This is a genomic window from Polaribacter sp. 11A2H (assembly GCF_011379025.1).
Taxonomy (GTDB): Bacteria; Bacteroidota; Bacteroidia; order Flavobacteriales; family Flavobacteriaceae; genus Polaribacter.
In genome coordinates, this window is record NZ_WTLD01000004.1 from 68827 (window position 1) to 93258 (window position 24432).

A 24432-nucleotide genomic window follows, 5' to 3' on the forward strand; every position below is an offset into this window, starting at 1 on the left:
TAAAACCTTGTAGGTATTTAAAACATAAAACTATGGAAACGCAAACCATACAAAACAAACAAAACACAGCAAAAGTTACAGAAAGAATTTCTGGTAGCGAAGCAATCGTTAGGTGCTTAATAGCAGAAGATACTAAAATAATTTATGGATATCCTGGTGGAGCAATTATGCCAGTTTATGACGAATTATATAAGTATCAAGATAAAATTCATCACGTTTTAACACGTCATGAACAAGGTGCAACGCATTCTGCACAGGGATTTGCAAGAATTTCTGGTAAAGTAGGTGTGTGTATTGCAACTTCTGGCCCTGGGGCAACCAATTTAATAACTGGTATTGCAGATGCACAAATAGACTCTACACCAATGGTGTGTATTACGGGTCAGGTATTTTCTCATTTATTAGGAAGTGATGCGTTTCAAGAAACCGATATTGTTGGTATTTCTACACCAGTTACAAAATGGAACTGTCAAGTAACCAAAGCATCTCAAATTCCTGAGGCAATCGCAAAAGCTTTTTACATTGCAAAAAGCGGAAGACCAGGACCTGTTTTAGTAGATATTACTAAAGATGCACAACAAGAAATGTTTGATTTTTCTTATGAAAAATGTACAAAAGTTAGAAGTTATTTTCCGTTACCAAAAATAGATGTTTCATCAATTGAGGCTGCTGCAAAATTAATTAATGCTGCAAAAAAGCCATTAGTAGTTTGGGGGCAAGGAGTAATTTTAAGTGAAGCAGAAGAAGCGTTTAAATCCGTAATTGAAAAAGCAGGTATTCCATCTGCCTGGACAATCTTAGGTGCTTCTGCAATTCCTACTTCACATCCATTAAATGTTGGTATGGTTGGTATGCATGGTAATTATGCACCAAACGTTTTAACAAACCAATGTGATGTTTTAATTGCAATTGGTATGCGTTTCGATGACCGTGTTACGGGAAGTTTAAACACGTATGCAAAACAAGCCAAAGTAATTCACTTTGAAATTGATCCTGCAGAGGTAGATAAAAACGTAAAAACAGATGTAGCGGTTTTAGGTGATGCAAAAGCAAGCTTAGAATTGTTGTTACCAATGTTAAATGAAAATAAGCATCCAGAATGGCGTAAGGAATTTGCAGATTTATACGCTATTGAGTATGAAAAAGTAATAAAAGGCGATTTGTACCCTACAAAAGAAGGGATTACAATGGGTGAGGTTTTAAAAGAAATAAACATTCAGAGTAAAGGAAATGCTGCAATTGTAAGTGATGTTGGTCAACACCAAATGATTGCTTGTAGATATGCAGAATTCAATAAAACCAAAAGTAACATTACTTCTGGTGGTTTAGGTACTATGGGCTTTGGTTTACCAGCAGCAATTGGCGCTAAAATGGCCGCTCCAGATAGAGAAGTTGTTTCTATTTCTGGTGATGGAGGTTACCAAATGACAATTCAGGAATTAGGAACTATTTTTCAGCAAAAAGCTGCGGTAAAAATAGTTGTTTTAAATAACGATTTCTTAGGAATGGTACGTCAATGGCAACAGTTATTTTTCGACAAACGTTATGCATCTACAGAAATGGTGAATCCAAATTTTGTAGCTATAGCAGAAGGGTATTATATAAAAGCGAAGAAAGTAACCAAACGTGAAGAATTAGCGGGTGCTGTTGCAGAAATGATGGCTAGTAAAGAGGCTTACTTTTTAGAAGTATGTGTAGAAAAAGAAGGAAATGTTTTTCCTATGATTCCTACAGGAGCAAGTGTTTCAGATATAAGGTTAGAGTAGAATTATATAAGTTGTCTCCTCGAGCGCAGTCGAGAGGTATTATTTAGGTCTCGACTGCGCTCGACCAGACATTCAAATTTATTATTATGAGTACAGAAAAACAATTTTACACAGTATCTATTTATACTGAAAATAATATTGGATTGTTGAATAGAATTTCGGCAATTTTCCAAAGAAGACACATAAATATAGAGAGTTTAAATACGTCTCCATCAGAAATACCGGGTGTTTCTAAATTTACCATTGTTGTAAGTATGACAGAGGAAAATATTAAGAAAATTATCGGTCAGATAGAGAAGCAAGTAGAGGTTATTAAAGCGTATTATCATAATGATGATGAAACAATTTATCAGATTTCTGGATTGTTTAAAATTAAATCTGAATTGTTATTTGAAGAACCTCAAATTCAGAATATCATTAAAAAGAGCCACGCAAGAATTGTTACTGTAAATACAGAATTTTTTGTATTGGAAAAATCAGGAAAAAAAGAAGAAATAGTAGCATTATACGATCAATTAAGCGTTTTTGGTATTATGCAATATACACGTTCAGGACGTGTTGCTATTACTAAAGAAGAAATGAAAATATCAGCATTACTAGAAACATACAACAACTAAATAAAAAGAGTAAAGAAGCAAGGAGTTAGATTGTAGGTGCTTACGTAAAGTTAATATGGTGTCTATATTCTAAAATCTTAATTCTAATCAACAAACAAAAACAATAAAAATGTCAAATTATTTTAACACATTAACATTAAGAGAACAATTAGAACAATTAGGAAAATGTCGTTTTATGGACGCTTCAGAATTTGAAGACGGAGTAGAAGCATTGAAAGGGAAGAAAATTGTTATTGTAGGTTGTGGAGCACAAGGTTTAAACCAAGGTTTAAATATGAGAGAATCTGGTTTAGATATTTCTTATACTTTAAGAGGAGCTGCAATAGAACAAAAGAGACAATCTTATATTAATGCATCTTCAAATAATTTTGAAGTTGGTACGTATGAAGAAATGTTACCAACTGCAGATGTGGTAATTAATTTAACACCAGATAAACAACATACTAGTGTTGTAAATGCAGTAATGCCTTTAATGAAAAAAGGAGCTACATTATCTTACTCTCATGGTTTTAATATCGTAGAGGAAGGTATGAAAGTTCGTGAAGATTTAACTGTAATTATGGTGGCGCCAAAGTCTCCAGGATCTGAGGTTAGAGAAGAATATAAAAGAGGATTTGGAGTACCAACATTAATTGCGGTTCACCCAGAAAATGACCCAGAAGGAAAAGGTTGGGCAGAGGCAAAAGCATATGCTGTAGGAACAGGAGGACATAAAGCAGGTGTTTTACAATCTTCTTTTGTTGCTGAGGTAAAGTCAGATTTAATGGGAGAACAAACTATTTTATGTGGTTTGTTACAAACAGGAGCAATTTTATCTTTTGATAAAATGGTTGAAGAAGGAATTGAGCCAGGTTATGCAGGTAAATTAATTCAATATGGTTGGGAAACTGTAACAGAAGCTTTAAAGCATGGTGGGATTACTAATATGATGGACAGATTGTCTAACCCTGCAAAAGTAGAAGCTTTTAGATTATCTGAAGAATTAAAAGATATTATGCGTCCGTTGTTTCAAAAACATATGGATGATATTATGACAGGTCATTTCTCTAAAACAATGATGGAAGACTGGGCTAATGATGATAAAAACTTATTAACTTGGAGAGCTGCAACAGGAGAAACTGCTTTTGAAAAACAAGTAATTACAACTGATGAAATTTCTGAACAAGAATATTTTGATCACGGAACATTATTAGTTGCTTTTGTAAGAGCTGGTGTAGAATTATCTTTCGAAGCAATGACAGATTCAGGAATTATAGCTGCTTCTGCATATTATGAATCTTTACATGAAACGCCATTAATTGCAAATACAATTGCAAGAATGAAATTGGCAGAAATGAACCGTGTAATTTCTGATACGGCAGAATATGGTTGTTATTTATTTGACCATGCTTGTAAGCCTTTATTAACAGATTTTATGAAAGATGTAAAAACTGATATTATTGGTAAATCTTTTAGCTCAGAAAACGGAGTTGATAACCAAGAGTTAATTAGAATTAACGCTATTATTAGAAATCATCCAGTAGAAGTAGTAGGAGCAAAATTAAGAGCTTCTATGACAGCTATGAAAGTTATAAAAACGGTTTAATATAGTCCGTTTTTATATTGAAATAAATCCTCAAAAGAGGTGTAATTTAGGTTTCTATAAATTATAATGTCCCCCAAAAATTGAGTTAAAAAAACCTGTTAGATTTCATAATCTGACAGGTTTTATTTTTACATTTGATCGATGCAAACAAACCAAATTTATTATCCAAGTTTAGAAAGTGTAAAAGAGGCTTTAGAAAACTTAAAAGGTGTCGCTTTTGAGACGCCGCTTAGTAAAAACTTTAATTTATCAAAAGAGCTAGCAGCAACCATTCTTTTTAAAAGAGAAGACTTGCAGGTGGTACGTTCTTATAAGATTAGAGGAGCATATAATAAGATGTCTTCTTTAACTTTAGATGAAAAACAGCGAGGAATTGTTTGTGCAAGCGCTGGTAATCATGCACAAGGAGTCGCTTTGTCTTGTAAATTATTGCAGATTAAGGGAACTATCTTTATGCCATCTCCAACGCCAAATCAAAAAATTAACCAAGTAAAAATGTTTGGTGAAGATTTTATTGAAATCGTAATTGAAGGAGATACTTTTGATGATGCTTCTGATGCTGCAAAAATAGAATGTGACTCTAAAAATAAAACGTTTATCCATCCTTTTAATGATGAAAAGGTTATTGAAGGTCAGGCTACTGTTGGTTTAGAAATTTTAAACCAAACTAAAGAGAAAATAGATTATGTTTTTGTGCCTATTGGAGGTGGAGGATTGTCTGCAGGATTGTCTTCTGTTTTTAAATACTTATCGCCAGAAACAAAAGTAATTGGTGTGGAGCCAGCAGGTGCATCTTCTATGCTAACATCTCTTAAAAATAAAGAAAATACGTTATTAGAAACCATCGATTCTTTTGTAGATGGTGCAGCAGTAAAAAAAGTAGGTGATTTAAATTTTGCAATTTGCCAGCAAAACTTATCAGAAGTAATTACGGTTCCAGAGGGTAAAATTTGTCAGACTATTTTAGATTTGTATAATAAAGATGCCATTGTAGTAGAGCCAGCAGGTGCTTTAAGTATTGCTGCTTTAGATTTTTTTGCTGATAAAATAAAAGGAAAAAACGTTGTTTGTGTGGTTAGTGGTGGTAATAATGACATTACAAGAACTGCAGAAATTAAAGAACGAGCCTTGTTGTATGCAAACCTAAAACATTATTTTATTGTAAAGTTTCCGCAAAGAGCAGGAGCGTTAAAAGAATTTGTAGCAGAAATTTTAGGACCTAATGATGATATTACTCATTTTGAATATACCAAAAAGAATAACAGAACAAATGGATCTGCTGTTGTTGGCTTAGAATTAAAATCTTCTAGAGATTTGGCTCCTTTAATTCAAAGAATGAAAGAAAACAATTTCTTTGGCGACTACCTAAATGATAAGCCAGATTTATTTCAATTTTTGGTGTAATTATATTAAGAATTTAATAAAAAGCAAAAATAGAACCTCGAAAACCATTTCGTGTTTTAAAGTCTAAATGAGGTGTTTTACAGTTATTTTTAGTTAATTTTGAAGTATAAATAATAGTCTATTTATTTTTGAATTATTATTTTTTATATAATTTATAAAATTAATTTATGAAGAAACAATTTAAAGAAATTCCAGAAGCATATAAAATAACATCACTGTTACACCAAAAAACATATTTAGTTAGTGGTGAGTTAAAAGAATGGGAAGGTGAAACAACAGAAGTATATTCTACAATTTCATCAACTAAAGACTACAAACCAACGTTGTTAGGTACTGTTCCTAACTTAACAGGAGAAGAAGGTTTAGAGGCCTTAAATTCTGCTTATAGAGCTTATGATAAAGGTCAGGGTTTATGGCCAACAATGAGAGTTGCAGACAGAATTGAGTGTATGGAGGAATTTGCAGAGCAAATGAAAACCAAACGAGATGAGGTTGTAAAGTTGTTAATGTGGGAAATTGGAAAAGCATTACCAGATTCTGAAAAAGAATTTGATAGAACGATAGAATATATCTACGATACTATTGAAGACTATAAGCAAATGGATAGAGATTCTGCTAAGTTTGAAAAAAGTAGTGGAGTACACGCGCATATTAGACGTGGTCCTTTAGGTGTAGTTTTATGTTTGGGCCCTTATAATTACCCTTTAAATGAAACATTTGCGTTGTTGATTCCTGCTTTAATTATGGGAAATACAGCGGTTTTTAAACCAGCTAAACATGGGGTTTTATTATTATCTCCGTTGTTAGAAGCTTTTCAAAATAGTTTTCCAGAAGGTGTGGTAAATGTTATTTATGGTAGAGGTCGTGTTTTAGCAACACCTATTATGAAAACGGGTAAAGTAGATGTGTTGGCTTTAATAGGTAACAGTAAATCTGCGAATGCAATTCAAGCAAACCACCCTTTTAAAAACAGATTACGTCTAGTATTAGGTTTAGAAGCTAAAAATCCGGGAATAGTTTTGCCAGATGCAGATTTAGACTTGGCAATAGATGAATGTCTTTCTGGAGCAACTTCTTTTAACGGACAACGTTGTACTGCGCTAAAGATTTTATATGTTCATGAACATATTGTAGATAAATTTAACAAACGATTTGCAAAAAGAGTTGATGCATTAAAGTTTGGAAACCCATGGGAAGACGGTGTAAAGTTAACACCTTTACCAGAACCAGAAAAACCAGCATATATTCAAGAATTAATTGACGATGCTACTTCTAAAGGTGCAAAAGTGATTAATAAAAAAGGAGGAAAAACTTCTGAAAATTATATTTTTCCGGCAGTTTTATATCCGGTTACTAAAGATATGAGAGTTTTTCAAGAAGAGCAATTCGGTCCAGTAACACCTATTGTTTCTTTTAAAAATATTCAAGAACCTTTAGATGATATGGCAGAATCTAATTACGGACAACAAGTGAGTGTTTTTGGAAGTGATGTAAAAACTTTGGCGCCATTAATTGATACTTTGGTAAATTTAGTGTGTAGAGTTAACTTAAACAGTGCTGCGCAAAGAGGTCCAGATGTGTATCCGTTTACGGGAAGAAAAGATTCTGCAGTGGCAACTTTAAGTGTGCATGATGCTTTGCGTTCTTTTTCTATTAGAACATTTTTAGCTTCTAAAGATACAGATTACAACAATGCTATTTTAGAAGAGTTATTAGATAAAAAAGCATCTAATTTTATAAGTACAGATTATCTTTTGTAAGAGAAGATAGAAGTTACATTAAATAAAAAAAACCTCCAATTTTGGAGGTTTTTTTATTTTATAATAAGTAATATCTTTCTAAATGCTTTAAAATAAGAGGTAGTTTTGGTTTTAAATTCTAGTAGTCATTTATTTAAACCTTTATAGTTAACATAGGTTTTAAAGCGTTTTTGGTTAAATTTTTTATAACACTACCTGTAAATAAATGTGCCAAACCGCTTCTGCCGTGTGTACTTAAGGCTATTAAGTCTACATTAATATCTTTGGCGAAATTTAAGATACCTTTTTCTACAGAAACATCATTATAGATGTTTATTTTGTGTTTTGGTAAGCTGTAATCAGTTATAAAGTCCTTTATTTTTTGTTTTGTTTCTGAAGTTGACTGAAAATTAGCAGGAGTATTTATTTTTAATAAATGAATGTTGCTATTAAAAATTTTAGCAAATTCTATAAATTTACCAAATACTTCTTTGTTCTCTTCTTTAAAATTAGAAGCAAAAACTAAATTTTTTAAATTAAACTTTCTACTATCCTTTTTTACAACAATTACGGGTCTTTTGGAGTTTCGTACTACTTTTTCAGTATTAGAGCCAATAAGCATTTCTTCTAGTTGAGAATGACCTTTAGAGCCCATTATTATTAAGTCTGCATCAATTTTATCAGCATATTTTTGTATTCCTTCAAAAGGATTGTTTAATTTTATAAAGTATTTAACTTGTGTTTCTTTATTAAAAAAGTTTTCTTTAAAGGCTAGTACTTTTTCTCTAACTTTTCTTAAATACAACATGCTTTCTGGAATGCTAAATTTACTTCCAGATCCCATATCTATAACTCCTTTAGGTAGTTCTATAAGGTGAATAAGGTAAACTGTGGCATTTGTTTTTACTGCAATTCTTGCTGCCATTTTTGAGGCGTATTCAGAAGTTTTTGAAAAATCTATTGCGACTAAAATTTTTTTCATAATACAGCAAATTAGAGGTTAATATGATTGTATATAAAGTTACAAAAAATAATTGACTTAAACTTAGTTTGGTAAATCCCAAACATTTAGTATATTTGCACCGAAATTTACAATAAATGGAGAAGGAAGGGGACTAAAGAGTCCCCTCTTTTTATATTTTATTTTAGGATTTAAAATGGACCAAACCAAAGTAAGAAATTTAGTAGAGGAAGCACTGGCCGAGAATGAGTCGTTATATTTGATAGATTTATCTATTTCAGAAAACAACAAAATTCAGGTTACAGTAGATGGAGATAATGGTGTTCCTTTAAGTGAATGCATTAGAATTAGTAAAAGTGTAGATAATAATTTTGATAGAGAAGAAGAAGATTTTTCTCTAGAGGTTTCTACACCAGACATATCGCATCCATTAAAAGTGAAAAGGCAATATATTAAAAACATCAATAGAATACTTAAAGTAAAAACTTCTGAACAAGAATTTGAAGGAACTTTGGTAGAAGCAGATGAAGATAAGATTGTTTTAAATTGGAAAGCAAGAGAGCCAAAGCCAATAGGTAAAGGGAAGGTTACTGTAACAAAAACAGCAACTTTAGCCTATAAGGATATTATAGAAGCAAAAGTGAAGATTGTATTTTAAGCAAAAAATGTAATGGAGAATATAGCATTAATTGATTCGTTTTCAGAATTTAAAGATAACAAGAGTATAGACAGAGTAACATTAATGTCTATTTTAGAAGAGGTTTTTAGAGCTGCCCTAAAACGTAAGTTTGGTTCGGATGATAATTTTGATATAATTATTAACCCAGATAAAGGAGATTTAGAAATTTGGAGAAATAGAGTTGTTGTTGCAGATGGTTTTTCTGAGGATGATAATGAAGAAATTGAATTAGCGGAAGCAAGATTAATTGAGCCAGATTTTGAAATTGGTGAAGATGTATCTGAAGAAGTTAAGTTGATAGATTTAGGTAGAAGAGCTATCTTAGCATTACGTCAGAACTTAATTTCTAAAATTTACGAACACGATAGTACAAATATCTTTAAACAATTTAAAGATTTAGAAGGAGAATTATATACAGCCGAAGTACATCACATTCGTCACAATGCAATTATTTTGTTGGATGATGAAGGAAACGAAATTGTATTACCAAAAAGTGAGCAAATCCGTTCAGACTTTTTTAGAAAAGGAGATTCTGTAAAAGGAATTATTAAAACGGTAGAATTAAGAGGAAACAAACCAGCGATTATCTTATCTAGAACATCGCCAGTTTTCTTAAATAAATTATTTGAGCAAGAAATTCCAGAAGTTTTTGATGGTTTAATTACTGTTGAAGGAGTTGCAAGAATACCAGGAGAAAAAGCAAAAGTAGCGGTAGATTCTTATGATGATAGAATAGACCCTGTTGGAGCTTGTGTTGGTGTTAAAGGTTCAAGAATTCATGGAATTGTACGTGAGTTAGGGAATGAGAATATAGATGTTATTAACTATACCAAAAACGAGCAGTTATTTATTTCAAGAGCATTAAGTCCTGCAAAAGTGACTTCAATGGAAATAGAAATGTTTGAAGAAGAAAGAAATGGTAAAAAAGGACGTGTAAGCGTTTTATTAAAACCAGAAGAAGTTTCTAAAGCAATTGGTAGAGGTGGTGTAAATATTCGTTTAGCAAGTGAGTTAACAGGTTACGAAATAGACGTTAAGAGAGAAGGTCTAGAAGAAGAAGACGTAGAGTTAACAGAGTTTGGAGACGAAATTGAAGATTGGGTTATTGCTGAATTCAAAAAGATTGGTTTAGATACTGCTAGAAGCGTATTAGAAACTAGTGTAGAAGAGTTGGTGAAAAGAACCGATTTAGAAGAAGAAACAATTACGGATGTTCAAAAAATCTTGAAAGAGGAATTTGAGGACTAAGTATAGTAAAGAAGTAACGTAAAAAGCATATTTTTACAAGTATAAAGTTAAAAAGAATATATGTCTGTAGGCAAAACAATGAGGCTTAATAAAGTTTTAAGAGAATTAAACATTTCTCTTGATAGAGCAGTCGAATATTTAGCGGGAAAGGGTCACGAAATAGAATCGAGGCCAACCACTAAAATTACGGGTGACGTCTATCAAGTTTTACTTGATGGCTTTGAAAAAGATGCTAATAAGAAAGCAGCATCTAAAGAAGTTGGTGAAGAAAAACGAAAAGAGAAAGAAGCTATTCGTTTAGAGCATGAAGCTAAATTAGAGAAGAAAAGAGCGGAAGAGGTTAAGAAGGAAGAGGTTTTAAGAGCCAAAGCAGATAAATTAGAGTTTAAAACTGTTGGTAAAATCGATATTGATAATATTGGTAAAAAACCTGCTGACAAAGTTGAAAAGGTAAAAGAAGAACCTGTAGAGGTTGTTGCAGAACCTAAAACTAAAACAGAAGAACCTAAAGTTGATGAACCTAAAGTAGTAGCAGAAGCTCCAGTTGTAGAGACTAAAGCAGAAGCTTCTAAGGTAGCAGAAACTCCGGTTGTTGAAAAACCAGTTGAAGAAAAACCAAAGGTTGTTATACCAGAGGTTAAAAAAGCTGTTTCTGAAATTGAAAAAGAAGTTTCTAAAGTTGGTGATAAACCAAAAGGGAAAAAAGACGCTTCAAAATCAGAAGAAAAAGCAGAAGAGGTTACTGCAGAAAATGCAGAAGCTATCAAAACGCAATATAAAAAGCTAGATGGTCCTAATTTTACAGGGAAGAAAATTGATTTAAAACAATTTGAAAGACCTAAGAAAAAGAAACCTGAACCTAAAAAAGATGCAAACGCAGACAAAAAGAAACGTAAGCGTATTGTAACTAAAGCTGGTGCGCCAGGTTCTGCTACGGCAAGACCAAGTAGACCAGGTCAAGGAAATAGAGCAGGTGGAAGTAGACCTCCATTTAATAGAGGTGGTAGAGGTGCCGCTAGACCAGCAGCAGTTAAAAAAGAAGAACCAACTGAAGCAGAAATTCAAAAACAAGTAAGAGAAACACTTGAGAAACTGCAAGGAAAATCTTCTAGAGGAAAAGGAGCAAAATACCGTAGAAATAAAAGGGACGCCCATAGAGAGCATTCTGATGCTGAGTTAGAAGCTCAAGCATTAGACAACAAAATCTTAAAGGTAACAGAATTTGTTACTGTAAGTGAAGTTGCAACGATGATGGAAGTACCTGTTACAAACATTATTTCTGCATGTATGTCTTTAGGTATGATGGTAACAATGAATCAGCGTTTAGATGCAGAAACATTAGTTATTGTTGCTGAAGAATTTAACCACAAAGTAGAATTTGTTGGTGCAGAAGTAGAAGAGTCTATAGAAGAAGTAATTGATAAACCAGAAGATTTAGAAAATCGTGCACCAATTATTACGGTAATGGGTCACGTAGATCATGGTAAAACATCTTTATTAGATTATATTAGAAAAGCAAATGTTATTGATGGCGAAAGCGGAGGGATTACACAGCATATTGGTGCGTACTCTGTAAAAGTTGGAGATCAAAAAATAGCATTCTTAGATACACCAGGTCACGAGGCGTTTACAGCAATGCGTGCACGTGGAGCTCAGGTAACAGATTTAGTTATTATTGTAGTTGCAGCAGATGATGATGTGATGCCGCAAACAAAAGAAGCAATTTCTCATGCACAAGCAGCAGGAGTGCCTATTATATTTGCAATCAATAAGATTGATAAACCAAATGCAAATCCAGATAATGTAAAAACGCAATTATCTCAAATGAATTTGTTGATAGAAGAATGGGGTGGTAACATACAGTCTCAAGATATTTCAGCAAAACATGGAACAGGTGTTCCAGAATTATTAGAGAAAGTTTTATTAGAAGCTGAAATTTTAGAATTGAAAGCAAATCCTAATAAAAATGCAGTTGGTGCAGTAGTGGAAGCATTGTTAGATAAAGGTAGAGGATATGTTTCTACTGTATTAGTACAAGCAGGAACTTTAAAAATTGGAGATTACTTGTTAGCAGGTAAACACAGTGGTAAAGTAAGAGCAATGTTTGATGATAAAGGAACTAATTTAAAAGTTGCAGGTCCATCAACACCAGTATCTATTTTAGGTTTAGACGGAGCGCCACAAGCTGGAGACAAGTTTGTAGTTTTTGATGATGAAAGAGAAGCAAAACAAATTGCCTCTAAACGTTCTCAATTACAACGTGAGCAATCTGTAAGAACTCAGAAAACATTAACGTTAGATGAAATTGGACGTAGAATTGCGTTAGGAGACTTTAAAGAATTAAACATTATCTTAAAAGGAGATGTAGATGGTTCTGTAGAAGCTTTAACAGATTCTTTCCAGAAACTATCAACAGAAGAAATTCAAGTAAATATTTTACATAAAGGTGTTGGAGCCATTACAGAAAGTGATGTGTTATTAGCAACAGCTTCAGATGCAATTATTGTTGGGTTTAATGTACGTCCGCAAGGAAATGCAAGAGCAGTAGCCGATAGAGAAGAAGTAGATATTAGAACATACTCTATTATTTATGCAGCTATCAATGACTTAAAAGACGCCATGGAAGGAATGTTATCTCCAGAAATGAAAGAAGAAGTTACGGGTAATGTAGAAATTAGAGAAATCTATAAAATCTCTAAAGTTGGTAACATTGCAGGTTGTATGGTAATGTCTGGTAAAATCCAAAGAGATTCTCAAATTAGAATTATTAGAGACGGAATTGTAGTGCACGACGGAACTTTAACAGCGTTAAAACGTTTTAAAGATGATGTTAGAGAAGTTACTAAAGGATTCGATTGTGGGGTTCAAATTAAAAACTATAATGATATTATAGAAGGAGATGTAATTGAAGCTTACAAAGAAGTAGCAGTTAAGAAGAAATTGAAATAATAATTTCAAAACTTATATATTAGGTCGAGATTTCAGCATGCTGAAATCTCGATTTTTTTTTATGTCTATTTTTTAGCATACATAAAAGACTTGTTTTAAATTGTACTCTTAAAATAATAACAAACCTTTGTAAGGTTTTTACTTTTAAGAAGACTTGAATACTAATATTATAAATAAATATAACAAACCATGAAAAAATCTATTTTATCAATTGCAATTTTTGCTATTACATTAATGAGTTCAACAGGAACAAATGCACAAGACTTTAAAGGTTTAGATAAAAGCCCAATGGATGGTGCTGCATACCCAAGTAGTTACAAAATTTCAGACAAAGTTGTAAAAGTAACTTACGGAAGACCACAGTTAAATGGAAGAGAATTAAGTAAATTAGCTCCTGTTGATAAAGTTTGGAGAACAGGTGCAAATGAAGCTGCAGAAATTACTTTCTACAAAGATGTTGTTTTTGGTGGTAAGGATGTAAAAGCAGGAACTTATACTTTATTTACAATTCCTAAAACCGAAGGAGATTGGGTTGTAATTTTAAGTACAGCAAAAAATGTTTGGGGATCTTATTTTTATAAAGAAGACCAAGATGTTGTTAGAGTACCAGGTACGGTTTCTACATCAGACAAAAATATAGAAGCGTTTTCTATGATGTTTGCAGACGATATGACTTTAAAAATGGGATGGGCTAATACGTTAGTTTCTGTTTCTATTAAATAATTTTATTTAAGAAATATATAAAACTGTCTAAAGAAATTTAGGCAGTTTTTTTATGTCATTTAATTTAAAGAAATCAATTTCTTGCTTACAAAGAATAAACGTAAATTTGTGCACTTTAATAAAAGAATCAAATGCAATATAATCACTTAGATATAGAAAAGAAATGGCAAAAATTTTGGGCAGAAAACCAAACTTTTAAAGCCAGTAATGAATCGGAAAAACCTAAATATTATGTTTTAGATATGTTTCCTTATCCATCCGGAGCAGGTTTACATGTTGGACATCCTTTAGGATATATTGCCAGTGATATTTATGCACGCTACAAACGTCATAAAGGGTTTAATGTATTGCATCCGCAAGGATATGATTCTTTTGGTTTACCAGCAGAACAATACGCAATACAAACAGGTCAGCATCCAGCGAAAACTACAGAAGAAAACGTAGCAACTTACAGAAGACAATTAGATACTATTGGTTTTTCTTTTGATTGGAGCAGAGAAGTAAGAACTTCTAGTCCGGAATATTATAAGTGGACACAGTGGATTTTTATTCAATTGTTTAATTCTTGGTACAATAAAGATTCGGATAAAGCAGAAGATATTTCTGAATTGGAAAAAATCTTTAAAAAAGATGGAAATACAACTGTAAACGCAGTTTGTGATGAAGAAATTCAATCTTTTTCTTCGGATGAATGGAAAGCCTTTTCAAAGAAAGAACAAGAAGAAATCTTATTACAATATCGTTTAACATTTTTGTCAGATACAGAAGTAAACTGGTGTCCTGCTTTAGGAACCGTTTTGGCAAATGACGAAATTGTAAACGGAGTATCAGAAAGAGGAAGCCATCCTGTTGTTCGTAAAAAGATGACACAATGGTCTATGAGAATTTCTGCATATGCACAACGTCTTTTAGACGGATTAGAAAAAATAGATTGGCCACAACCTTTAAAAGACTCTCAAACCAATTGGATTGGAAGATCTCAAGGAGCAATGGTTACTTTTAATGTTGATAACGGTGTTAAGAATACTTCTTCGGAAGTAAAATTATCTTACAAAGAATTAGAAGCATTAAAAGAATTACGTCAGAATTTATCGAAAGCAGAAACCGTTCTTTGGGACGAATTAAAGAATAAAAAAGGAGCAGCAAAATTCAGAAAAAAATATACAATAGGTACTTTTTTGGTAGATTATGTATGTTTAGCTAAAAACCTAATTGTAGAGTTTTCTGGTAAAGAAGATGAAGCAGCAAGAACAGCCTTTTTTAATAATGAAAGTTTTAATGTTGTTCGTTTTAAAAACGAAGAAGTAATTGAAAACGTTCTTAAAGTAGTTGCAGCAATTAATACTGCAATTCAATTTCCAAAAAAGATTGAAAAATTAGTAGAAGCAGAAGTAGTTGTAAAAGATGAGAAATCTTATAAGATTGATGTTTTTACTACAAGACCAGATACTATTTACGGAGTAAGTTTTATGACATTGGCTCCAGAACACGAGTTGGTTTCAAAAATTACAACAGATGCTCAAAAAGCAGATGTAGAAGCTTATATTACAGCTACAGCAAAACGTTCTGAACGTGATAGAATGGCAGATGTAAAAACCATTTCTGGTGCTTTTACTGGTGCGTATGCAATTCACCCTTTTTCTGGTGAAAAGGTTCAAATTTGGATTGGAGATTACGTGTTAGCAAACTACGGAACAGGAGCAGTTATGGCTGTGCCTTGTGGAGATCAGCGTGATTATGATTTTGCAAAACACTTTGGAATTCCGATTCCTAATATTTTTGAAGGTGTAGATATTTCTGAAGAAGCACATACCGGAAAAGATGGAACAAAGATTGCAAATTCTGATTTTTTATCAGGATTAAAATATAAGAAAGCATTAAAATTAGCCATTTTTGAAATGGAGAAACGTGGCTTCGGTTACGGAAAAATAAACTACCGTTTGCGTGATGCTGTTTTTAGCAGACAACGTTATTGGGGAGAACCTTTCCCAGTTTATTATAAAGACGGAATGCCACAAATGATTGATGCAGAACACCTGCCAATCGTATTGCCAGAAGTAGAAAAATACTTGCCAACCGAAGATGGAAAACCACCTTTAGGAAACGCAACAGAATGGGCTTGGGATTCTCGTGGAAAGAAAGTTGTTTCTAACGATAAGTTAAAAAATAAGACTGTTTATCCTTTAGAGTTAAACACAATGCCAGGTTGGGCGGGTAGTTCTTGGTACTTTAACAGGTATATGGATGCTACAAATTCTAACGAGTTTGCCAGCAAGGAAAGTTTAGAATATTGGAAAGAAGTAGATTTATATATTGGTGGATCTGAGCATGCAACCGGACATTTATTATATGCTCGTTTTTGGCAAAAATTCTTATTCGATAAAGGAATTGTACCTGTAGATGAGTTTGCCAAAAAACTGATTAACCAAGGAATGATTTTAGGAACTTCTGCATTTGTTTACAAAGCAACTGCTTTTGTAAAGAATGGTTGTGGATGTTCTGATGAGAAATCTATGGATGATGTTTTAGAGAAAATCCCAACCGTATTTGTGTCTAAAAATACATTTACTTCTGATGACGAATTTGAAACGGTTGTTATAAATTACTTATTAGATAATAAATTCTTAGACCCTAATTTTGCAGATTTAGTAATGATTACTAAAACGGCTTTACATGCAGATGTTTCTTTAGTAAATGCTTCTGATGAGTTAGATGTGGATGGATTTAAGAATCATGCTTTAAATGCTGATTATAAGAATGCCGAATTTGTTTTAGAAAACGGAGCATATAAAGTAGGTCGTGAAGTAGAAAAAATGTCTAAGTCTAAATACAATGTGGTAAACCCAGATGCTATTTGCGAAGAATATGGAGCAGATAGTTTACGTTTATTCGAAATGTTTTTAGGACCTTTAGAACAAGCAAAGCCTTGGAAAACTTCTGGTATTTCTGGAGTTTCATCTTTCTTAAAGAAATTATGGAAACTATACTTTAACGAAGAAGTGTTTGAGGTTTCTGATGCAGCACCAACAAAAGACGAGCTTAAAACATTACATAAAACCATTAAGAAGGTAGAAGATGATATAGAGAATTTCTCTTTCAACACTTCTGTTTCTACCTTTATGATTGCTGTAAATGAATTAACTGCTTTAAAATGTAACAAGCGTACAATTTTAGAACCTTTAGCAATTTTGGTTTCTCCTTATGCACCACACATTGCAGAAGAGTTATGGAGCTTATTAGGAAATAGTGAATCTATTTCTACTGTAGATTTCCCTGTTTTTGAAGCAAGTCATTTAGTAGAAAGTGCTAAAAATTATCCTATTTCTTTTAATGGAAAAATGCGTTTTACGTTAGAACTTCCTTTAGATTTATCGAAAGAAGAAATAGAAAAAATAGTAATGGAAAATGAAAAAACAATAGCACAGTTAGAAGGTAAAGCTCCTAAAAAAGTGATTATTGTTCCTGGTAAAATTATAAATATAGTTATCTAAAGGCGCAGCCTTTTTAATATTCGCTTGTTTGTAGTTTTTTACGAAACTAAGTACAAAATATAAGTTGTCATTATCAAATGAGCCTTTTTAGGCGACTGAAAAATCTCAAAAAAAATAAAAAGTCATTACAAATATTTGTAATGACTTTTTTTATTTACCTATCTTGTCAACGCAATGAGTGTAACAAAAAATCAATTTTTTAAACGTCAAATTACTTTATCAGAAATTGGTGAAGTCGGACAAGGAAAATTACAAAAATCAAGTGTTTTAGTAGTTGGTTGTGGCGGATTAGGAAGCCCAATAGCGGTGTATTTAGCCGCAAGTGGAATTGGGAAAATACATTTAGTAGATTTCGATACCGTTGATGTTTCCAATCTACACAGACAAGTATTTTATGCTCTAGATGATGTAAATAAACCAAAAGCAGCCGTTTTATCAGAATTTATAAAAAAGAGAGCCCCTTTTACAGAAGTTACTTTTACAAATAAACCAATTACAAAAGATAATGTTTTTGGGTTGATTTCTCAGTTTGATATTGTTGTAGATGGTACAGATTCTTTACCAACAAAATACTTATTAAACGATGCTTGTGTTCTTAAAAAGAAACCATTGGTGTACGGATCTTTGTATAAGTTTGATGGATATGTGTCTACTTTTAATGTTTTGCAGAAAGACGGAACTTATTCAGCAAATTTAAGAGATGCTTTTCCAGAAATGGCAACAGATATTCCCAATTGTTCAGAGGCAGGTACCATGAACTCGATTGTAGGTATGATTGCAACGCAACAAGTAAATGAAGTTTTAAAGTTGATAACAGGTATAGGAAAACCATTATCAAACGAATTGTTGATTTACAATTCGTTGCAAAATACACAGTTAAAAATGAAATTAAAACCAGCTGTTTTAAAAGATAAAATTGCAAAATTATTTGAAGTGCAAACATATTTTGATGCAGTTTGTGAGCTTCAAAATAAGGATTGGCAAATATCATCAGAAGAGTTAAAAGAATATTTATCACTTGAAAAGCAGTCGAAAAGTTTAGAATTGATTGCTGTTTTACCCAATTTAAAATTGCCTTTTAAAGTTGATCAAACAATTCCTATTCAAGAATTTAATGTAGATGCAATTAAAATTGATTTAAATAAAACCTATGTGATGGTTTGTCAAAGAGGTTTTAATAGTTACAAAGCAACCAAAATGTTAAAAAAGAAATACCCAACACTTAAGGTTTTAAGTTTGTTTGGTGGAATTTCTAATTATAATAAATAATATTAAAATGAATACTCCTTCCAATTTTTATAGTGAAGAAAAGTTAGCATTAGAAAAAGATGCAACTCTTTTAAAAAAGAAATCTATAAACCTAAGTATTTTTAGGTTTGGAGTTTTTTTAGCGACTTGTTTTTTAATTTATTTAACTTTTGGTAAATATCCAGATGTTTTTATCATTGCCTTTTTAGGCATTTTACTATTTGGTTTTTTAGTTACAAAACACGTTAGTTTACAAAGAAAAAGAGCTATTATAAAAGCTAAGATTAATATAAATACGACAGAACTCGATGTTTTAAATAGAAAATTCCATCACTTAGAATCTGGTGAGGAGTTTGTAAATCCTATGCATTATTATAGTAATGATATCGATTTATTTGGTGTTGGTTCTTTTTTTCAATATTTAAATAGAACGGTTACTTCAGAAGGGAAAAAATTATTAGCCAAAACGTTTACGGAAAATAAAACGAATGAAATTGTAGAGAAGCAAAACACCATAAAAGAATTAGCAACAAAGGTAAAATGGAGGCAACACTTTGCTGCTTTGGCAAGCTTAATTACCACAAAAGATACGTCTGGTTTTATAGTAAATTGGGTTCAGAATTATAAAGCTGTTCTCCCTATGTTTTTAAAGGGAATTCAACTTGTTTTTTCTGTGCTTTCAATAGTGTTTATTGGTTTGGTTTCTTTGGGTTTTATTTCTTTTTCTTATTTAATAATTTGGTTTTTTATTGGTCTTTTTATAAGCGCTGCCTTTGTTAAAAAAACAGGTAATTTATATGCAGACACAGATAAAGTAAGAGAAACCTTTAAGCAATACCACGTATTGTTAAATGAAATTGAGGGAGAAGAATTTTTGGCAACAATTTTAAAAGAAAAACAAGCAATTATAAAATCTGAAGATAAAAAAGCGTCAACTATTTTTAAAGAATTTTCTAAAGTTTTAGATGCTTTCGATCAACGTAATAATTTGGTAATTGCATTTTTTGGAAATGGATTTTTTCTACTTGATATTAGAAATGCAGTGAATGTAGAAAAATGGATTATTAACTATAAACACACAGTAGATAAATGGTTTTCTGTTGTTGCTTTTTTTGATGCTCAAAACTCATTGGCAAACTTTCATTTTAATCATACAAAATTTGTTTTTCCAGAAATCACAAATGAAAAAGAAGTAGTAAAAGCTACCAATTTAGGACATCCATTATTGGATGCAACAAAAAGAATTGACAACGATTTTACAATTAACAAAGAAGAGTTTTTTATTGTTACTGGAGCAAATATGGCGGGTAAAAGTACTTTTTTAAGAACCATTTCTTTGTCTATTGTAATGGCAAATTGTGGGTTGCCTGTTTGTGCAGAAAATTTTAAATATTCGCCAATTAAGCTGATTACAAGCATGCGAACTACAGATTCTTTAACAGAAGATGAGTCTTATTTTTACTCAGAATTAAAGCGTTTAAAGTTTATTGTTGATGAAATTAAAACAACAGACTATTTTATCATTTTAGATGAAATTTTAAAAGGAACGAACAGTAAAGACAAAGCTATTGGCTCTAAAAAGTTTGTAGAAAAATTGACTAAATCTAAGTCAACCGGAATCATTGCAACTCACGATGTTAGTTTGTGTGAGCTAGAAAATGAGTTTACAGACATTAAAAACTATTATTTCGATGCAGAAATTATAGAAGATGAACTACATTTCGATTACACTTTAAAAAACGGAATTTGTAAAAATATGAATGCTTCTTTCTTATTGCAAAAAATGGAAATTATTTAGAAGCTATTTCCTGCTTTCGCTACTCGCTTTTTTTTGAGAAAAAAAAAGAGCTCAAACAATTACCCTGTCTTAAGCGAAGTCGAAAGTCTCTATAAGGGCTAAACTTGTTTGCTTACTAAAATTCTTATTTCGATTTTAATAGAAGCTTTATAATAAATAGAACGTATAACGTGAGTAGCCTTATGAGGTTTCTCTCTGCTAGTGCTCGTTTGTAACGAGTACCGAAGCTAATGTTCTATATGTTATTGGCACTCGTTACAAACGAGCGCGAGCAATAAATCAATGAAAAGGTCTAATAGACAAAATTGTTTAGTTATTAAAACGGCTTAATCCTTAATGCGTATTGCAAACCTAATAAGGAAGGTTTTTTAAGACGACCAAAAAAATATTCAGACCTCACAGGTTTTTAAAACCTGTGAGGTCTTTTTTAAACGTATAATTCACCACTCACTTGTTACTTCGAAGAATTAAAAAGTCACATAACAGTGATAACATAAACCTGAGTCACATGATGAGATTTCTAGCTGCGTTTTAAAGAACAAACATCATTAACTAAAGCAAGCAAACAAGTCTAGCCCCGATTGAAACGGCATCCTTTTTTCTGTCAGTTCGAGTGAATTTGCTTTTTTGCAAATTTGTATCGAGAACAGAAGAAAAAAGATACAGTAGAAAGCGGGAAATAGCTTCAAAAAATAATGCTACACTTTTTGTAAAATACTCAAAGCAGTTTTTACGCTATCAATTCTTATAAAAGTGATTAATAATCGCAATCCGTTTTTAGATTCTTTCTCTTTCATAACACAACTTTTAGGGTTTAGTTGCACGTATTTTAACATGCGTGTAAAGGCATCTGTGTGGTAAAATTCACTTTGTTGATTGGCAACAAAATACCCCATCATTCTTTTTTGTTTTAGAATTACTTTTTCTAAACCAAGCTCTTTTGCCAACCATTTTATACGAACAGAATCGAGCAAATCTTCTACTTGCGTAGGGAATTCTCCAAAACGGTCTATAATTTCAGTTTCAAAAACTTGTAGTTCTTCCTCGGTTTTTAATTCTCCTAATTTGTTATACAAAGCCAACCTTTCTGTGATTGAATTGATATAATCATCCGGAAAAAGAATTTCGAAATCGGTATCAATCGTAACCTCTTTTACGTACTCTTTAGGTTTAGAATTGTCTGAAGGATAGAGTTCTTTAAATTCATTCTCTTTTAACTCTTCAATAGCTTCTTGTAGTATTTTTTGGTAGGTATCAAACCCAATATCATTGATAAAACCACTTTGCTCACCACCTAATAAATCTCCTGCACCACGAATTTCTAAATCTTTCATGGCAATGTTAATTCCGCTTCCTAAATCAGAAAATAAAACTAAGGCTTCTATACGTTTTCTAGCATCATCGGTCATCATATGATACGCCGGAGTGATAAAGTAACAGAATGCTTTTTTGTTAGATCGACCAACTCTACCACGCATTTGGTGTAAATCTGAAAGTCCGAAATTGTTAGCATTATTGATGAAAATTGTGTTGGCATTTGGTACATCTAAACCGCTTTCTATAATGGTTGTAGAAACCAAAACATCGAAATCTCCTGCCATAAAACCAAGCATTAAGCCCTCTAGTTTTTTACCTTCCATTTGTCCGTGACCAATACCTACTTTTGCGGTAGGAACTAATCTTTGTATTAAACCAGCAACTTCTTTTATGTTTTCTATTCTGTTGTGAATAAAGAAAACTTGTCCTCCACGAGAAACTTCGTAAGCAATAGCATCACGAATAGTTTCTTCAGAAAAACGAATTACATTACTTTCTATAGGATGTCTATTCGGCGGCGGTGTTTTTATAACAGACAAATCTCTTGCAGCCATTAAACTAAACTGTAAAGTTCTAGGAATTGGGGTTGCAGTTAGTGTTAATGTGTCTACGTTTTCTTTTAAAGTCTTTAATTTATCCTTTACAGCAACTCCAAATTTTTGCTCTTCGTCTATAATTAAAAGGCCTAGGTCCTTAAATTGTAGCCGTTTGTTAGTTAGTTGATGCGTACCAATAATAATATCTATAGAACCATCATTTACACCATTAATAGCTTCTGTTTTTTGTTTTGCAGTTCTAAAACGATTTAGATAATCAATTCTTACAGGAAAATCTTTTAAACGCTCTGTAAAAGTTTGATAATGTTGAAAAGCAAGAATGGTTGTAGGTACTAAAATTGCGACTTGTTTACCGTTATCTACCGCTTTAAAAGCAGCTCTTACGGCAACTTCTGTTTTACCAAAACCAACATCACCACAGACTAATCTGTCCATGGGTTGTTCTTTTTCCATATCATTTTTTACATCTTGTGTAGATGTAAATTGATCTGGAGTATCCTCATACATAAAACTGCCTTCTAGTTCATGCTGAATGTGTGTATCTGGGCCAAAAGCAAATCCTTTTTGTAGCTTTCTTTTTGCGTATAGTTGAATTAAATTAAAAGCAATATGTTTAACTCTTGCTTTTGTTTTTTGTTTGATTTTTTTCCAAGCACCAGAGCCTAATTTGTATATTTTAGGTGCTTTACCATCTTTACCATTGAACTTAGAAATCTTATGAAGCGAGTGAATACTTACATATAAAATATCTCTTTCTCCGTACACTAACTTAATGGCTTCTTGTTTTTTACCTTGAACGTCGATTTTTTGTAAACCACCAAATTTTCCAATTCCGTGATCCATGTGTGTTACATAATCTCCAATTTCTAACTTGTTTAAATCTTGAAGCGTAATTGCCTGTTTTTTAGCGTATCCGTTTTTTAATCTGAATTTGTGATAACGCTCAAAAATTTGATGATCTGTGTAACAAACTAATCTATTTTCAACATCTATAAAACCTTGATATAAAGGAAAAACAACCGTTTCATAATGCACTTCTTGTGCTGCATCATCAAAAATATCATGAAAACGTTTTGCTTGTTGATCGTTTGCACAAAATATATAACTGGTAAATTTGGCTTTGTGATATTCTTCTAAGTTTTCTATTAATAAATTGAATTGTTTATTAAAAGAAGGTTGTGCTATGGTATTGAATTTAATTTCTGGCAAATCTTCTTGCAAAGTTTTAGAAACTTTGTAGGTATTTGTGTTTCCAAAATTTATTAATGTAAAATCTTGTAATTGATTTTTTATAAAATTACCATCGCAAAACAATTCTACTGGTTTTGCGTGTTTTATTTCTTTAGATAAATCTAAAAAAGCTTCTTCTGCTTTTTGATAAAACTTATCTAGATTTCCAACAAGTAGATCTATATTTTTTGTAAAAACAACTGTTTTAGAAGAAATATATTTAAGAAAACTCTCTCTGTTTTCTTCCAATGTTTTATTTTCTACATTGGGCATTATAGAAATTTTCTTCAGTTTTTCTTTAGATAACTGTGTTTCTACATCAAAAGAACGGATACTATCTATTTCATCACCAAAAAACTCAACTCTGTAAGGTTCATCATTAGAAAAAGAAAAAACATCTATAATTCCTCCACGAACAGAGAAATCACCTGGTTCTGTAACAAAATCTACTCGTTTAAATTTGTATTCGAATAAAACTTCGTTTACAAAATCTAAAGATAAACTTTCGCCTACTGCTACTTTTAATGTGTTTTTTTCTAGTTCTTTTTTAGTAACCACTTTTTCGAACAAAGCTGTTGGATAGGTTACAATTACTGCAGGTTTTTTACGTGAATTAATTCGGTTTAAAACCTCAGATCGTAATAAAACATTGGCATTATCAGTTTCTTCTATTTGGTAAGGTCTTCTGTAGGATCCCGGATAAAAAAGCACATTTTTTTCACCTAGCAATTGTTCTAAATCGTTAAGGTAATAAGCTGCTTCTTCTTTATCATTAAAGATTAAAAGAAAAGGTTTGTCTGCTTTTTTAAAAGTTTCTGAAATAACAAAAGACAACGAAGAGCCGACCAAATTCGATATTTGAAAATGGTTTTTATCTTGTTGAAGTTGGTTAATTATCTGCGATACATTCGCAGAATTCTGATATTGATTTACAATGTTCTGCTTGCTCAACCCGAAATGTTTTAGCAAAGATATTAATTTGAATTTGTTAAAATAAAATGTTTTAAAACTATTTTAAATAAGACATAATTTTTTATTAAAATAGTTTAGTGAAATTATAAAGAAAGGTTTACGTTCTATATTCTGTAATGACGATTTAATTATTTTTGTTACATTTTAA

Annotated in this window: 14 protein-coding genes; 12 read left to right on the forward strand and 2 right to left on the reverse strand. The window is 31.9% G+C overall.

Annotated features, from left to right (window positions below; translation table 11 throughout):
* Positions 1-32 precede the first annotated feature (32 nt).
* The 5 genes from ilvB to GQS58_RS06410 all read left to right on the forward strand — a co-directional run bounded on the left by ilvB (position 33) and on the right by GQS58_RS06410 (position 7132).
* Positions 33-1766 carry a biosynthetic-type acetolactate synthase large subunit gene (gene ilvB, locus GQS58_RS06390; protein ID WP_166384046.1) on the forward strand — a complete coding sequence of 578 codons (1734 nt, stop codon included), beginning with the start codon at positions 33-35 and terminating at the stop codon, positions 1764-1766.
* A gap of 86 nt (positions 1767-1852) precedes the next feature.
* The gene (gene ilvN, locus GQS58_RS06395; protein ID WP_165734284.1) at positions 1853-2383 is read left to right on the forward strand and encodes an acetolactate synthase small subunit; all 531 of its coding nucleotides are present in this window, start codon (positions 1853-1855) and stop codon (positions 2381-2383) included.
* A gap of 109 nt (positions 2384-2492) precedes the next feature.
* Positions 2493-3968, forward strand: a complete 1476-nt coding sequence (ilvC, locus tag GQS58_RS06400; protein ID WP_166384048.1) for a ketol-acid reductoisomerase — start codon at positions 2493-2495, stop codon at positions 3966-3968.
* A gap of 141 nt (positions 3969-4109) precedes the next feature.
* The gene (gene ilvA, locus GQS58_RS06405; RefSeq protein ID WP_166384050.1) at positions 4110-5372 is read left to right on the forward strand and encodes a threonine ammonia-lyase IlvA; all 1263 of its coding nucleotides are present in this window, start codon (positions 4110-4112) and stop codon (positions 5370-5372) included.
* Positions 5373-5539: 167 nt separating this feature from the next.
* Complete coding sequence (locus GQS58_RS06410) at positions 5540-7132, forward strand: NADP-dependent glyceraldehyde-3-phosphate dehydrogenase (protein ID WP_166384052.1); 1593 nt, start codon at positions 5540-5542, stop codon at positions 7130-7132.
* A 133-nt stretch (positions 7133-7265) separates the two neighbouring features.
* Here the strand turns inward: GQS58_RS06410 and GQS58_RS06415 are convergent, their stop codons facing one another.
* Positions 7266-8093 carry a universal stress protein gene (locus GQS58_RS06415; protein WP_166384054.1) on the reverse strand — a complete coding sequence of 276 codons (828 nt, stop codon included), beginning with the start codon at positions 8091-8093 and terminating at the stop codon, positions 7266-7268.
* Between the two features lie 175 nt (positions 8094-8268).
* Between GQS58_RS06415 and rimP the strand changes: the two genes are divergently transcribed.
* The 7 genes from rimP to GQS58_RS06450 all read left to right on the forward strand — a co-directional run bounded on the left by rimP (position 8269) and on the right by GQS58_RS06450 (position 20208).
* Positions 8269-8730, forward strand: coding sequence for a ribosome assembly cofactor RimP (gene rimP / locus GQS58_RS06420; RefSeq protein ID WP_166384056.1), 462 nt, complete (start codon positions 8269-8271; stop codon positions 8728-8730).
* A gap of 12 nt (positions 8731-8742) precedes the next feature.
* Positions 8743-9999, forward strand: a complete 1257-nt coding sequence (gene nusA, locus GQS58_RS06425) for a transcription termination factor NusA (protein ID WP_166384058.1) — start codon at positions 8743-8745, stop codon at positions 9997-9999.
* Positions 10000-10059: 60 nt separating this feature from the next.
* Positions 10060-12948 carry a translation initiation factor IF-2 gene (gene infB, locus GQS58_RS06430; RefSeq protein ID WP_166384060.1) on the forward strand — a complete coding sequence of 963 codons (2889 nt, stop codon included), beginning with the start codon at positions 10060-10062 and terminating at the stop codon, positions 12946-12948.
* A 189-nt stretch (positions 12949-13137) separates the two neighbouring features.
* Positions 13138-13671, forward strand: a complete 534-nt coding sequence (locus GQS58_RS06435; RefSeq protein WP_166384062.1) for a DUF2911 domain-containing protein — start codon at positions 13138-13140, stop codon at positions 13669-13671.
* A gap of 131 nt (positions 13672-13802) precedes the next feature.
* Positions 13803-17162, forward strand: coding sequence for a leucine--tRNA ligase (locus GQS58_RS06440; RefSeq protein ID WP_166384064.1), 3360 nt, complete (start codon positions 13803-13805; stop codon positions 17160-17162).
* A 174-nt stretch (positions 17163-17336) separates the two neighbouring features.
* A complete protein-coding gene (locus GQS58_RS06445; RefSeq protein WP_166384066.1) occupies positions 17337-18431 on the forward strand; it encodes a HesA/MoeB/ThiF family protein in 1095 nt (364 codons plus the stop codon).
* A 7-nt stretch (positions 18432-18438) separates the two neighbouring features.
* Entirely contained in the window at positions 18439-20208 is a 1770-nt protein-coding gene (locus tag GQS58_RS06450) for a MutS-related protein (RefSeq protein WP_166384068.1), read from the forward strand.
* Positions 20209-20906: 698 nt separating this feature from the next.
* Here GQS58_RS06450 and mfd read toward each other — a convergent pair.
* Positions 20907-24263, reverse strand: coding sequence for a transcription-repair coupling factor (gene mfd, locus GQS58_RS06455; RefSeq protein WP_166384070.1), 3357 nt, complete (start codon positions 24261-24263; stop codon positions 20907-20909).
* Between the last annotated feature and the right edge of the window lie 169 nt (positions 24264-24432).

Coding starts and splice junctions, on each gene's coding strand:
- rimP (WP_166384056.1), top strand. CDS start 8,269: ATGGACCAAACCAAAGTAAGAAATTTAGTAGAGGAAGCACTGGCCGAG.
- ilvA (WP_166384050.1), top strand. CDS start 4,110: ATGCAAACAAACCAAATTTATTATCCAAGTTTAGAAAGTGTAAAAGAG.
- infB (WP_166384060.1), top strand. CDS start 10,060: ATGTCTGTAGGCAAAACAATGAGGCTTAATAAAGTTTTAAGAGAATTA.
- GQS58_RS06415 (WP_166384054.1), bottom strand. CDS start 8,093: ATGAAAAAAATTTTAGTCGCAATAGATTTTTCAAAAACTTCTGAATAC.
- GQS58_RS06445 (WP_166384066.1), top strand. CDS start 17,337: ATGAGTGTAACAAAAAATCAATTTTTTAAACGTCAAATTACTTTATCA.
- GQS58_RS06435 (WP_166384062.1), top strand. CDS start 13,138: ATGAAAAAATCTATTTTATCAATTGCAATTTTTGCTATTACATTAATG.
- GQS58_RS06440 (WP_166384064.1), top strand. CDS start 13,803: ATGCAATATAATCACTTAGATATAGAAAAGAAATGGCAAAAATTTTGG.
- GQS58_RS06410 (WP_166384052.1), top strand. CDS start 5,540: ATGAAGAAACAATTTAAAGAAATTCCAGAAGCATATAAAATAACATCA.
- ilvC (WP_166384048.1), top strand. CDS start 2,493: ATGTCAAATTATTTTAACACATTAACATTAAGAGAACAATTAGAACAA.
- nusA (WP_166384058.1), top strand. CDS start 8,743: ATGGAGAATATAGCATTAATTGATTCGTTTTCAGAATTTAAAGATAAC.
- GQS58_RS06450 (WP_166384068.1), top strand. CDS start 18,439: ATGAATACTCCTTCCAATTTTTATAGTGAAGAAAAGTTAGCATTAGAA.
- ilvB (WP_166384046.1), top strand. CDS start 33: ATGGAAACGCAAACCATACAAAACAAACAAAACACAGCAAAAGTTACA.
- ilvN (WP_165734284.1), top strand. CDS start 1,853: ATGAGTACAGAAAAACAATTTTACACAGTATCTATTTATACTGAAAAT.